The sequence below is a fragment of the Halomonas sp. BDJS001 genome (genome assembly GCF_026104355.1).
Classification (GTDB): domain Bacteria; phylum Pseudomonadota; class Gammaproteobacteria; order Pseudomonadales; family Halomonadaceae; genus Vreelandella.
In genome coordinates this window covers 3,574,025-3,586,525 of record NZ_CP110535.1, presented here as the reverse complement: position 1 = coordinate 3,586,525, position 12,501 = coordinate 3,574,025, and the positions used below count along the sequence as shown (strand labels likewise).

Genomic DNA, 12,501 nt, shown 5'->3' with positions numbered 1-12,501 from the left:
TTGAGCACTCTAACGGGCGCGATTGGCCCGGTAAAAACTGAGATCCTCCTCCCCAGCGATAACGATCGCATGAACCCGGCTGGTGGCATTCAATTTACGTAGAATCGCCGAGACATGGGTCTTCACGGTGGTTTCGGCAATCAATAGCTCTCGGGCAATATGCTTGTTCGACATGCCTGTCGTCATGCACGCCAATACCTCTAACTGCTTGTCGGTTAAGCGCGCCAAGCGTTCGCTGGTTGATGAAATGCTGTTGGTGGGTTGAGGAGCAACCGTGCGCGGTGCTGGGCGACGCATAACATCGGGCGGCAGGTAGAGCTGGCCTTCAAGAATCTGCGTTAACGCAGCCAGCAGCGCTTCCCGGGGGGTGGACTTGGGGATATAGCCCACCGCCCCCAAGGTAATGGCATCGAGTACCAACTGACGCTCCTGATGGGCAGAGACAATCGCCACCGGCAGTGAGGGGAACTCTTCTCGCAGCCGTATTAAACCTTCTAGCCCTTCTGCATCAGGCAGGCTTAAATCCAGCAGCAGTAGATCTAACTCGGTGTTCGCTTCAATCAGCGCTATCGCAGCAGCGAGGCTTTCTGCCTCCAATAGCTGGCTACCTGCCAAGCCCCCGCTAATCACGGTCTGTAGCGCATCGCGGAACAGCGGATGGTCATCCGCCACCAACAGGGAATACATGGCGTCTCCTACCAAGGGATGAGGGCTAATCCTGCCATCGGGCTATATCGCCATTTGCTTTAGTGAACAACACTGTCAAAGCAGCTTAAAAAAGCACCTTAAATAATCATAATACTCAGGAGCTACACAATGATCTACGCCAACCCTGGTGATACCGGTTCTGTGGTGTCATTCGAAAAACGTTACGGTAACTATATCGGCGGCGAATTTGTCGCTCCGGTGAAAGGCCAGTATTTCGACAATATTAGTCCCGTCAACGGTCACGTTTTCTGCGAAATTCCCCGCTCAACGGCAGAAGATATCGATAAGGCACTGGATGCGGCCCATAAGGCGGCGCCTGCCTGGGGCAAAACGTCAGCGCAAGAGCGCAGCAATATTCTGCTGAAAATCGCCGACCGCATTGAACAGAACCTGGAAATGCTTGCCGTTGCCGAAACCTGGGACAACGGCAAAGCCGTGCGTGAAACGCTGAACGCCGATCTGCCGCTGGCGGTTGACCACTTCCGCTACTTTGCCGGCTGCATACGCTCACAGGAAGGCACGGCGGCGGATATCGATGCCAACACGGTTTCTTATCACTTCCACGAGCCGCTGGGCGTAGTGGGCCAGATTATCCCCTGGAACTTCCCGATTCTAATGGCGGTTTGGAAGCTGGCGCCTGCACTGGCGGCGGGTAACTGCGTGGTACTCAAGCCTGCGGAGCAAACCCCAGCATCGATATTAAAAGTCGTCGAATTGATTGGCGATCTGCTACCTCCGGGTGTCCTTAATATCGTCAATGGCTTTGGCGCTGAAGCAGGCCAGGCGCTGGCCAGCAGCAAACGCATCGCCAAAATCGCCTTTACCGGTTCTACCCCCGTTGGCTCGCATATTCTTAAATGCGCGGCGGAAAATATTATCCCCTCCACCGTAGAGCTAGGGGGTAAATCCCCCAATATCTACTTCGCCGATATCATGAACGCTGAGCCGACCTTTATCGATAAGCGGTTGAAGGCCTTGTGCTGGCGTTCTTTAACCAGGGCGAAGTGTGTACCTGCCCGTCACGTGCGCTGATCCAAGAAAGCATGTACGAGGAGTTCATGGCCAAGGTCATCGAGCGCACCAAAACCATCAAACGCGGCAATCCACTCGATACCGACGTGCAGGTGGGGGCCCAGGCTTCTCAAGAGCAGTTCGACAAGATCATGTCGTACATGGATATCGCCCGGGACGAGGGCGCCGAGTTCCTCACTGGCGGTAACAAAGAGACCCTGGACGACAGCATCAACAGCGGTTACTACATTCAGCCTACGCTGCTGAAGGGTAACAACCAGATGCGCGTATTCCAGGAAGAGATCTTTGGCCCGGTGGTGGCGGTAACCACTTTCAAAGATGAAGAGGAAGCGCTGGCGATTGCAAACGACACCGAGTTTGGTTTGGGCGCAGGCGTGTGGAGCCGTGATATCAACGTCGCTTTCCGCATGGGGCGTGGCATTCAAGCCGGTCGTGTGTGGACTAACTGCTACCATCAGTACCCCGCCCACGCGGCCTTCGGTGGTTACAAAAAATCCGGCGTTGGCCGCGAAACACACAAGGTCGCCCTTGAGCACTATCAACAAACCAAAAACCTGCTGGTCAGCTACGATATCAACCCACTGGGTTTCTTCTAACCAGCCATGTTTGTCTATGTATAGCTAGCCACACCGCCCGGCATCCGTCGGGCGGTATTGTCAGTCCCCCTGACGCTGACTCTACCGATAAGAGCCATTCTTAAATGGTCGTATCGACAATTATGAGGAGTTGCATCATGGATAGCACAATGCGCGCGGCGGTCGTTCGTGAGTTTGGCCAGCCGCTGGCCATAGAAGAAGTCGATGTACCTCGCCCTAAGCAGGGCGAAGTGTTGATGAAAGTGGCAGCCTCTGGGGTTTGCCATACCGATTTACACGCTGCTCACGGCGACTGGCCGGTAAAGCCCTCGCCACCGTTTATTCCAGGGCATGAAGGCGTTGGGCATATCGTGGCGGTGGGCGAAGGTGTCTCCCACGTCAAAGAGGGCGATCGTATCGGTGTGCCCTGGCTCTACTCAGCCTGCGGCTACTGTGAACACTGCTTGGGTGGCTGGGAAACCCTGTGCGAGTCTCAGCAGAATACCGGCTACAGCGTTAACGGTGGGTTTGCCGACTACACCTTAGCAGATGCGGGCTATGTAGGGCGGCTACCGGATGCCGTTGATTTCGTCGAATCGCCCCCGTGTTGTGTGCAGGGGTAACGGTTTATAAAGGCTTGAAAATGACCGATACCCGCCCCGGCCAGTGGGTGGTGATTTCGGGCATTGGTGGCTTAGGCCATATGGCAGTGCAGTACGCCAAAGCGATGGGGCTGAATGTCGCGGCGGTGGATATCGATGATGGCAAGCTAGCTTTGGCGGAGCGCTTAGGCGCCACGGTAACCGTTAACGCTATGCAAACCGACCCAGCGGCCTATCTGAAGAAAACCATTGGCGGTGCTCACGGCGCACTGGTCACCGCAGTATCACCGAAAGCCTTTGATCAAGCGCAGAATATGTTACGCCGCGGTGGCACGTTGGTACTTAATGGCCTGCCACCCGGTGATTTCCCGCTGCCGATTTTCAGTACGGTGCTCAACGGAATTACCATTCGCGGCTCCATCGTCGGCACGCGCAGCGACCTGCAGGAAGCGCTGGACTTCGCCGCCGAAGGCAAGGTGAAGGCCACGGTAGCGACCGATACGCTGGATAATATCAACGATGTCTTCCAGCGCATGATCGACGGCAAGATCGAAGGTCGCATCGTGTTGGATATGGCTAGCTAACGCCAGCCAATGAGAAACCTCCAGGGGGAGAAGACTCCCCCTTTTATTTCTTACCTGCTAGTTTATTTTCGACGTGCTGGCGTGCGAGTGAAGGCCATTTGAGGTTCAGATGCGCCGCTACGCAGCCTTGGCACCAGCGAGGGCTTTTTCTAGGCCCGGCCAAGTCGCCGTCCCGTTATGACCGGACGGTGGTCTGTAGGTATTAAGCCGCGCTACCGATAAAATATGCCGAAGTCGCCTGCCATCTCGGCCAGCTTGTTGTGCAAGGCGATCAGCAGTTCTGATTTTGGCGAGCCAGCCCGCTGAATAGTGCCGATTTGCCGAAAGACTTGAGGCTCTCCGAACGACTGGATCAGCATTCCACGATTGTTGCCACGCACGGCGATGTCGGGAACGATGCTGACCCCAAGCCCCTCCGCCACACACTCGACGATCGCGGGAATGGTATCGATCTCCGCGATGTCGTGCACGTTGGCTCCCAGACGGGTCAGTTCGTTGTTGATCAAAGCGGCAAGGGGAACGTCGCTGCTGAATCGAATAAAAGGAAGGCTTTCGAGTAGTTCCCGCGGGCTTGTTGAGGGCGTCCCAGGAGGTGAAATCACGACCAGCGGCTCGCGAATGAACGGTGACCAGAGCATGTTGCGCGATACGCTGACGTTTTCCGCCACCACTGCCATGTCGAGCCGTTCGGCGTTCACGTCGCTGATCAAGGAGGACGAGAGCCCGACGCGCAGGTTGATGGTGAGCTCCGGATACTCCTGGCGCATCGCAACGATCGCCCGAGGCAGCAGCCCGATCGAGCTAGTACGCACAGAGCCGATGTTGAGCGTACTGGCGGTGCGCCCTCCAGAGAAGACTCCCTTCGTCTCGTCCACCAGGCTCAATACCTGCCGGGCCGTTTCCAGCATCTTCAGGCCTTGGAGGTTCAAGCTGGGAGGCCGGGACTCACGGTTGAACAAGGCTGTATTGAGTTCCTGCTCCAGCGCGTGGATCTGCTGACTGACGGCGGAAGGCGTCAAGCTGACTACTGAGGCGGCGCGCGCGAAAGTGCCATGCTCTGCAATGGCCACCAGCGTTCGAAGCTGACGAGTATCCATTTAGTCCCCTTTTGTGAAGTTTTTCTTAATTTGATAGGAAATTTTATTCGCTTTTATAAAAAATGTCTTCCTGTAATGTGGGGTGACTAATGCGAACGCCCACCTGAAGAAGCGGCGTCGCTCACCACTTCCAATAATAAGGAGACGCTCGCCTTGTCATCACAGCCTGTCATTCTGGTTACCGGCCCCTATCTTGCCACCCAGGCGCGAGAGCTTGCCGAAGCCTCAGGTTACACCATCGTCCATACGCCGCCTTACCCTTGCGAGGACGTGCTCAAAGAGTATATCGATCGTCACGATCCCGTGGGTGTCGTCTCCCGTATGGGGAGATTCACCGCCAACGCTATGGCGGCTGGCAAATCTCTCAAGGTTATCTCAAAGCACGGTGCTGGCGTCGACAACATCGATGTCGAGGCGGCCACTGCCCATAACATTCAGGTGATTCGAGCATCAGGGGCCAACGCCGTTTCTGTGGCCGAGCAGGCCATCGCGCTGATCTTCGCAACCGTGAAGCAGGTGGTTCCCTTGGATCAGAGTATGCGGGAAGGGCGTTGGGAAAAAGCCAATTTCGAAGGGCGTGAACTGGCCGGTATGCGCCTCGGGCTGATCGGCGCGGGCGCCATCGCTTGTGCCACAGGCAGGCTCGCCCGGGGCATCGGTCTCGAGCTGAGCGTGTACGACCCCTACGCCAGCGACGAACAAGTCGAGGCCCTCGGAGCCAAGCGTGCCCGCCAGGTGGAAGAGCTCCTGCAGCAGTCCGACATCGTCAGTCTTCACTGCCCATTGACCCAACAGACCCACCACCTGCTCGACGCGGCGCGGCTGAGCCTCATGCCCAAGGGCAGCTTTGTGATCAACACCGCCCGGGGAGGGCTGATCGACGAGCAGGCGCTGCTGACGGCGCTGGAGAGTGGGCAGATTGCCGGTGCCGGGCTCGATACCTTCGAGGAGGAGCCGCCTACCAGTGTTACGCCGCTGATGCGCTCAAGCCGGGTCGTGCTGAGCCCTCACATCGGTGGCGCCACCGCCGAGGCGGGGGCACGTGTAGGGACGCTGGCGGTGGCGGGCATCGTGGATATGTTGGCCCGGCGTACGCTGCCCCCCGGTCGCTTGGTCAACGATATCGTCGCCCAGAGCGCCGCCACCACACCCCTGCAATGAAGCCACTTGCAGGCTAATAAGCCATGCCTGCCGGGGGGGGGGCGTCACTCCCTGGCATTAACAACAAAGAGGATGGATCGATGAGCGTTGGAAATAGAATCGTCAAACGTCAGCGGTGCGTGGACAAGGAGACCGTCGCCGCTTTTGCCAAGCTTCCGGTGGCCAACGTAAGCGATGCGATGGCCCGGGTGTTCGCTGGAGGCCCGAACCTTCGTCCCATGCATCGTGACGGTGTGCTGGCTGGCCCGGCACTAACAGTGCGCAGTCGCCCCGGCGATAACCTGATGTTGCACAAGGCGATCGATATGGCCGTGCCCGGTGATGTCATCGTCTGTGACGCCGGAGGCGACCTGACCAACGCGCTCATGGGGGAGCTCATGCTCGCCCACGCGATCAAGCGCGGCGTGGCGGGGTTCGTGCTCTACGGCGCCATTCGCGATGTCGATGCCTTTCGTGAAACGAACCTGCCTACTTATGCCGCTGGCATCACCCACCGGGGGCCTTACAAGAACGGCCCCGGGGAGATCAATACCCCCATCAGCCTGAACGGCATGGTAATCGAACCCGGCGACCTGGTGCTCGGGGACAGTGACGGAGTGCTATCCGTGCCCTACGCAATGCTCGCCGAGATACTGGCGGCGACCCAGGCTAAACAGAGCGCCGAAGACCAGCAGATGGCGGCGATTCATGCAGGCACCACGGATCGCTCCTGGGTCGACCGAGCCCTCGAAGCCGCGGGATGCCAGATGCAGAAGTGACCGGCGAGGTGCTGCCCCCTCCCTCTCAGACGGCGGGCGGTGCCTTCGTCACAATAACAACACCGTTTGACAACACTGTTTAACTACAAGAGAGCAATAATAAAATGAAACTGACTATCGCCAGCTTGACCACCCTTGCCGTCGTCGGTATTAGCGCGACTCAGGCCCACGCCGACAACTGGACCGCCTATACCTACTCCTCTGTATCCACCACGGCGGCGGTACAGGGCATGAACCGCATTGCCGAGCGAACCCAGGAAGAGACCGATGGCGATCTTTCTATGCGTCTGCATTTGGGCAAAACCCTGCACATCGCGTCAAGCGATATCACTCAGGCCGTCGGTGACGGCATCGTTGATTTCGCCGCGGATCTGTTCTTCGCCGGTAACGTCCCCATTGGGCGAATCCTCAGCCTACCCATGCTGATCGAGAACGACGACGACTGGAACGCCGCCTACGCCGTGGTGCAGCCCTACCTCGAAGAGGGCTTCGCTGAGCAGGACGTCCAGTATCTGGGCAGCTACCGCTATCCTCAGCAGGTCATCTTCACCAGCTTCGAGATCGACTCCCTGGATGACCTGGCCAACCATCGCATACGTGTGACCTCGCCGGAGCAGGGCGCTTTCGTCGAAGCCTTTGGCGGCTCACCCATCACTTTGTCAGGCACCGAAGTGCCCACCGCCCTTGAGCGGGGCGTCATAGATGGCGTGCTGACCGCCAGCGCCGGCGGTGCCAAGAACTGGCACGAATTTCTGCCCTACAACTACCGTCTTCCGGTCAACTACGGCTACAGCGCCATCATCGCAAATCAGGCCTCCTTCGATGCGCAAGATCCGCAGACCCAGGCGCTGTTGAGCCGCATCGTCGAAGAAGAGGGGGCTAACATCAGCGAAGCCTTCGTCATCGATGAACAGGCCCAGAAAGCCTCCCAGATCGAGGCCGGCATGACGGTGGTGGACGCCGCGCCGGAAGAGATAGCTCTGGCACGCGAGACGCTGGCACCTTTCTGGGCCCAATGGGCCGAGGAGCAGGGGCCCGAGTATCAGCGGGTGCTCGAAGACGTTCTGGCGGCGATGGGCCGCTGAGCACCGGTTTCGAGAGGTACTAACATGCATCACTTCGACAACGGGCTCGAGAAAGAGCCCGCACCGACCCTGTTCGACGTCATCGCCAAGGTCATTCGCATCGTCGCCGGCACCATCCTCGTCTTCCTGACACTGCTCGTCACCCTGGAAGTCGTCTCCCGCGCCGTGTTCAACGTTTCCTTTCACATGGTGGAGGAGGTAACCGGCTACTTGGTCGTTGCCCTAACGCTACTGGGCGCGGGGCTATCGCTTCGGGATGGCACCCTGTTTCGGGTAGCGTTTTTGTTCGACAAGTTGCCTCACCCAGCGAGGGCTAGCCTGATGGCTCTCTTCTCGCTCTTGGGAGTGGGCGTGTGCGGTGTGTTGATCTGGCAGACCTGTCGTCTGGTCGCAAGCTCCTACACGCGGGGCAACGTCGCCCCGACAGTATTGATGACGCCGCTGTGGATACCCCAGATGCTGCTGCCTTTCGGATTGGCGGTCATCGCGGTATTTCTAATCGAGCAGCTCTGGCGTCAACGTCGTTCCTGCGGGAGAGGCTGATATGGAATCAATCATTGCTTTCAGCGTACTGGTCGTGCTGATTATGAGCGGCCTCTGGATCCAGGTGGCGGTCGGCTTGTCGGCGCTACTCTACCTTTTCCTGATGAGTGGGATGGCGGGATGGAACGCCCTGGGGCTGGTGAGCTGGGGCTCTGCTAACAGCTTCACCCTGGCGGCGATCCCGCTTTTCATCTTCATGGCCGAGATCCTGCTGGGCTCGGGGCTGAGCGATCGTCTCTATAAAGGCCTGGCGCCGTTCACCCGCCGCCTGCCCGGCGGTCTCCTGCACACCAACATCGTCGGCAGCGGTATCTTCGCCGCGGTCTCCGGCGGCAGCGCCCCGACGGCGGCGGCCATGTCCACGGTGGCGATACCGGCGCTCAGCCAGCGCGGCTACCAAAAGCGCATCATTGCGGGGTCGCTGGCGGCCGGTGGAACGCTGGGCATTCTTATTCCGCCCTCGATCACGATGATCATCTACGCCACCTTCACCGAGACCTCGATCGCCAAGCTCTTCGCCGCAGGCCTGTTTCCCGGCATCCTGCTGGCCGCCTGCTACAGCCTGTTCATCATCGCCCGGACGCTGAAAAATCCGGCGCTGGCGCCGCGGGACACCACTCGTTATTCCGCCAATGACTATGCTCGATCTTTGCTCGATATCCTGCCGTTTCTAATCCTGATCGTCTGCGTACTGGGCAGCATCTATGGCGGCATCGCCACCCCCACCGAGGCGGGGGCGGTTGGCGTGGTGGGAGCAGCCGTGATCGCGGCGATCTATCGGCGCCTGTCTATCGCCATGTTGAGAAGCGCGGTGGCGCGTACACTCAAGATGAGCGGTAACGTGCTGTTTATCGTCTTCATCTCCATGCTGTTTGCCTATGCCACTACGCTCTCTGGCATCGGCGACCAGTTGGTGGAGTGGGTATCCCAGGCGGGGATTTCTCAGTTCCAGCTATTACTGCTGCTAATGCTGGCCTTCGCCATTCTCGGCTGCTTCATGGAAGGGCTGGGCATGATCGCCATCATCGTTCCGATCATCTTTCCGGTGCTGATGGCGATGGGGGTCGACCCCATCTGGTTCGGGGTATTCGTCGTGGTATTGATCGAACTCGGCCAGCTCACGCCGCCGTTGGGCGTCATTCTATTCGTCGTTTCGGGTTCCAGCCCCGACCTGAAGGTCGAGGATGTCGTGATGGGGACGCTGCCGTTTTTCCTCATCATTCTGGCGTTTCTGCTGATGTTGATCCTGTTTCCCGATATCGTCTTATGGTTTCCCTCGCTAATTCAGTGATCGATGGAGTCGTTCAATGGCATTTCCACATCCAGACCCCGTCTTGATAGAGGCGGAGGTATTCACCGAGCTTCCGCCACACCTGCGCAAGCAGAACCAGCCCTCGTACTGGGCGGACAGGAATCGTCGTGGGGCGGCGGTGGATAGTTTCATCGAAGGGCCCTCCTTCGATCGACAGGGCAACCTGTGGTTCGTCGATATTCCCTTCGGGCGCATCTTTCGTGCGAATCCGCAAGGCTGTGTCGAACAGATGGCGGAGTACGACGGCCAGCCCAACGGGCTCAAGATCGACGCCGATGGGCGCATTTTCATCGCCGACTTCAAAAACGGCATTCTGCGCCTGGATCCGGACTCCGCTCAGGTCACCACGGTGCTGGGCGATGCGGATACCGAAGGCTTCAAGGGGTGTAACGATCTGTTCTTCGGCCCCGATGGCACACTGTACTTTACCGACCAAGGCCAGACTGGGCTTCAAGACCCTTCCGGACGAGTCTATCGCTGGCACCCCGAGACTCAGCGGCTCGACTGCCTGATCGACAAGGTGCCGAGTCCGAATGGCCTGGTGCTAGACAAGGAGGGACGCGCGCTCTTGGTCGCCGTGACTCGGGCCAATGCGGTCTGGCGCCTACCCCTCACCGATAGCGGTCGCGTCATCAAGGCCGGATTGTTCTTGCAGTTTTCCGGCGGTCGGGCGGGGCCGGACGGGCTGGCATTGACCCAGGACGGAGGCGTGGTCGTGTGTCAGACCGGCATGGGGCTGGTGTGGGTGCACGATGCCCTCGGTATTCCTATCGCGGTGGTCAAGTCACCCCGGGGGCTCGGCACCACGAACTGCGCTTTTGGTGGCCCCGAGGGGCGCACCCTGTTCATCACCGAATCCGACAGCGGCTCGATTCTGTGTGCCGAGCTGCCCGTGGCCGGTCATGCCATGGCGTCAGGCTGGGGAGCGTGACTCGCTGTGTTCGTTGACTGACAAGAGACGCAAGCATGGATCACGAGACAGACCGGCCTTGGCGCCGGCGCCCGAGCGTCGCCACCCCAAACCCTCACCCTCGGGCGGAATGGCTCGCCTGCTCCAAAGAAGCGCCGCTGCTGCCAGAGCTCGAGATCGTCGATGCCCACCACCATCTGTGGGACCGCCAGGGGTTTCGTTACCTGCTAGAGGAGTTCGCAGAGGATATCGGCGAGAGTGGCCATAACGTCGTGTCCTCGGTGTTCGTGCAGTGTCGCACCATGTACCGCGCGGACGGGCCGGCCCTCTATCAACCCCTTGGCGAAGTCGAGTTCATTCGTGGCGTGGCCGCCCAGGCCCGTAGCGGATTCTACGGCAAGACTCGGGTCGCCCAAGCCATCGTCGGCTGCGCGGATCTTTTACAGGGGGCGGCCATCGCGCCGGTGCTGGAGGCGATGGCCGCCGCTGGAGGCGGCGCATTCAAGGGTGTGCGCCTGCCCGTTGCTGCCCACCCGGATCCAGCGGTGCGTTCCAACCCGGTACCTGCCCCTGCGGGGCTCTTGCAGGATGAGCGCTTCGTTAGCGGGGCTCGGGAGCTCGCTCGGCGTGAGCTCTCTTTGGATCTGTGGGTTTACCAGACCCAGCTCGACGAGGTGGCAACGCTGGCCCGGCAACTGCCGGAGCTTCAGATCGTGCTCAACCACGCCGGCGGTCCTTTGGGCGTGGGACCCTTTGCGGGGCGTCCATCACAGGGGCGCCGAGCCTGGGAGGTCGGACTGCAGCGCCTCGCCGAGCGGCCCAACGTTGCGGTCAAGCTTGGCGGTTTCGGCATGCCGATCATGGGCTTCGGCTTCGAGCAGGATGAGCGCGCACCGAGCTCGAACCGCATCGCCGAGGTCATCGCTCCTTATGTGCAGCACTGCGTGGCGCAGTTCGGCGCGAGTCGCTGCATGTTCGAAAGCAATTTTCCGGTCGACAAGGGAGGCGTCGGCTACGACACGCTATGGAATGCCTATAAACGTATCGCCGGGTCTTGGAGCGAGGCGCAGCGCGCCGAGCTTTTCAGCAATACCGCCCGCAGGATTTACCGGATACCCCGGTAGGTAACGATAAAAAAAACGAGGTAATCTCATGAACACGCTTCTTCGCTCTTTTACATGCTCCGTCATTCTGGCATCTGGCGCGCTGTCGGCCTCCCAGACCCTGGCCGCCGACTACCCGAGCAAGCCCGTCAATGTCGTCGTCGGCTACGCCGCCGGGGGCGGCACCGACGTCATGGCCCGCACCATTGCCTCTTACTTGGAGCAGTCCCTCGACGGCAATGCGTCCGTTGTGATCCGTAACCGGCCCGGCGCCGGCGGACAGATCGGCTTCAGCGAAGTTGCCGCGGCCCGGGCGGACGGCTATACCCTGGGTACCATGAACCTGCCCGCGGCCCTGGCGGTCACCTATGACCGCAACGCGGATTACAATGCGGACAGCTTCACTTGGCTTGCCAACTTCGTGTCGGATCCCAACACCCTGGTAGTGCCCGCCGACTCGGACTTCCAGTCCTTGCAGGACGTGATCAATGCCGCCCATGAGCAAAGCGGGCGCTTGGCTGTGGGCCTCGCGGCGCTGGGAGGCAACGATCACTTCGCGGCGATCATGTTCGCGAATGCCAGCGGTATCGAGCTCAACGAAGTGCCGTTCAACGGTGCGTCGCTGGCGCGCAGTGCGATCATGGGTGGGCATGTGGACATGGGTACCATGGCCTTTAGCCAGACCGTCGGCTTCGAGGACGAGCTTCGCGTGTTGGCGGTGTTCGCCGACGAGCGACTGGCGCAGGCCCCGGACGTGCCCACGGCAAAAGAGCTGGGCTTCGACATCGAGATGGGTTCCTTTCGCGGCCTCGTGGCGCCGGCGGGGCTACCCGACGACGTGCGCGATGCCCTCGTGACGGCGCTGGCAGAGGTGGCCCAGAACCCAGCGTTCATGGCCGCGATGGAGCGCCAAGGCAGCCCGGTTCAGTTCTCCGAGGGCGAGGCCTACCAGGCGCTGGCCGAGAGCCAGAACCAAGTGGCTCGGCACATCTGGGAAACCACCCCCTGGAAGTAATGCTTGCCGGACAGTT

The 12,501-nt window shown here is 59.8% G+C and carries 10 protein-coding genes and 2 pseudogenes; 10 read left to right on the top strand and 2 right to left on the bottom strand.

The features are described from left to right. Window positions 1-9: 9 nt before the first annotated feature. Window positions 10-687 carry a response regulator gene (locus OM794_RS16690; protein WP_226247754.1) on the bottom strand — a complete coding sequence of 226 codons (678 nt, stop codon included), beginning with the start codon at window positions 685-687 and terminating at the stop codon, window positions 10-12. Between the two features lie 129 nt (window positions 688-816). On the opposite strand from OM794_RS16690, the pseudogene OM794_RS16685 reads away from it, so the two are divergent. Together OM794_RS16685 and adhP are read left to right on the top strand one after the other, a co-directional pair. Beyond that, window positions 817-2,336: pseudogene (locus OM794_RS16685) on the top strand (aldehyde dehydrogenase family protein). 137 nt (window positions 2,337-2,473) lie between these two features. Continuing rightward, window positions 2,474-3,501 (top strand): annotated as a pseudogene (gene adhP, locus OM794_RS16680) (alcohol dehydrogenase AdhP). Between the two features lie 212 nt (window positions 3,502-3,713). On the opposite strand, the gene OM794_RS16675 reads toward adhP, so the two are convergent. Continuing rightward, on the bottom strand, window positions 3,714-4,598 hold the full coding sequence (locus tag OM794_RS16675) for a LysR substrate-binding domain-containing protein (protein ID WP_226247746.1): 885 nt from the start codon (window positions 4,596-4,598) through the stop codon (window positions 3,714-3,716). A gap of 153 nt (window positions 4,599-4,751) precedes the next feature. Here OM794_RS16675 and OM794_RS16670 point away from each other — a divergent pair, with 153 nt between their 5' ends. The 8 genes from OM794_RS16670 to OM794_RS16635 all read left to right on the top strand — a co-directional run bounded on the left by OM794_RS16670 (window position 4,752) and on the right by OM794_RS16635 (window position 12,485). Continuing rightward, complete coding sequence (locus OM794_RS16670; RefSeq protein ID WP_226247743.1) at window positions 4,752-5,759, top strand: hydroxyacid dehydrogenase; 1,008 nt, start codon at window positions 4,752-4,754, stop codon at window positions 5,757-5,759. 23 nt (window positions 5,760-5,782) lie between these two features. After that, the gene (locus tag OM794_RS16665; protein WP_265153923.1) at window positions 5,783-6,517 is read left to right on the top strand and encodes an RraA family protein; all 735 of its coding nucleotides are present in this window, start codon (window positions 5,783-5,785) and stop codon (window positions 6,515-6,517) included. Window positions 6,518-6,621: 104 nt separating this feature from the next. Continuing rightward, window positions 6,622-7,602 (top strand): TRAP transporter substrate-binding protein DctP, encoded by a 981-nt coding sequence (dctP, locus tag OM794_RS16660; RefSeq protein ID WP_226247739.1) that lies wholly within the window; start codon window positions 6,622-6,624, stop codon window positions 7,600-7,602. A 24-nt stretch (window positions 7,603-7,626) separates the two neighbouring features. Next, entirely contained in the window at window positions 7,627-8,145 is a 519-nt protein-coding gene (locus OM794_RS16655) for a TRAP transporter small permease (protein ID WP_226247736.1), read from the top strand. Between the two features lies 1 nt (window position 8,146). Further along, window positions 8,147-9,436, top strand: a complete 1,290-nt coding sequence (locus OM794_RS16650) for a TRAP transporter large permease (RefSeq protein WP_226247733.1) — start codon at window positions 8,147-8,149, stop codon at window positions 9,434-9,436. Window positions 9,437-9,452: 16 nt separating this feature from the next. Then, window positions 9,453-10,388: an SMP-30/gluconolactonase/LRE family protein gene (locus OM794_RS16645; protein ID WP_226247731.1), complete on the top strand. Its 936-nt coding sequence runs from the start codon at window positions 9,453-9,455 to the stop codon at window positions 10,386-10,388. 35 nt (window positions 10,389-10,423) lie between these two features. Beyond that, window positions 10,424-11,491, top strand: a complete 1,068-nt coding sequence (locus OM794_RS16640) for an amidohydrolase family protein (protein ID WP_226247729.1) — start codon at window positions 10,424-10,426, stop codon at window positions 11,489-11,491. 28 nt (window positions 11,492-11,519) lie between these two features. Continuing rightward, the gene (locus tag OM794_RS16635; RefSeq protein ID WP_226247727.1) at window positions 11,520-12,485 is read left to right on the top strand and encodes a Bug family tripartite tricarboxylate transporter substrate binding protein; all 966 of its coding nucleotides are present in this window, start codon (window positions 11,520-11,522) and stop codon (window positions 12,483-12,485) included. Window positions 12,486-12,501 lie beyond the last annotated feature (16 nt).

What these genes read in the sequence shown, in the direction of transcription:
- OM794_RS16690 (WP_226247754.1), bottom strand. Translation starts at nt 687, where the DNA reads ATGTATTCCCTGTTGGTGGCGGATGACCATCCGCTGTTCCGCGATGCG.
- OM794_RS16675 (WP_226247746.1), bottom strand. Translation starts at nt 4,598, where the DNA reads ATGGATACTCGTCAGCTTCGAACGCTGGTGGCCATTGCAGAGCATGGC.
- OM794_RS16665 (WP_265153923.1), top strand. Translation starts at nt 5,783, where the DNA reads ATGCCTGCCGGGGGGGGGGCGTCACTCCCTGGCATTAACAACAAAGAG.
- dctP (WP_226247739.1), top strand. Translation starts at nt 6,622, where the DNA reads ATGAAACTGACTATCGCCAGCTTGACCACCCTTGCCGTCGTCGGTATT.
- OM794_RS16655 (WP_226247736.1), top strand. Translation starts at nt 7,627, where the DNA reads ATGCATCACTTCGACAACGGGCTCGAGAAAGAGCCCGCACCGACCCTG.
- OM794_RS16650 (WP_226247733.1), top strand. Translation starts at nt 8,147, where the DNA reads ATGGAATCAATCATTGCTTTCAGCGTACTGGTCGTGCTGATTATGAGC.
- OM794_RS16645 (WP_226247731.1), top strand. Translation starts at nt 9,453, where the DNA reads ATGGCATTTCCACATCCAGACCCCGTCTTGATAGAGGCGGAGGTATTC.
- OM794_RS16640 (WP_226247729.1), top strand. Translation starts at nt 10,424, where the DNA reads ATGGATCACGAGACAGACCGGCCTTGGCGCCGGCGCCCGAGCGTCGCC.
- OM794_RS16635 (WP_226247727.1), top strand. Translation starts at nt 11,520, where the DNA reads ATGAACACGCTTCTTCGCTCTTTTACATGCTCCGTCATTCTGGCATCT.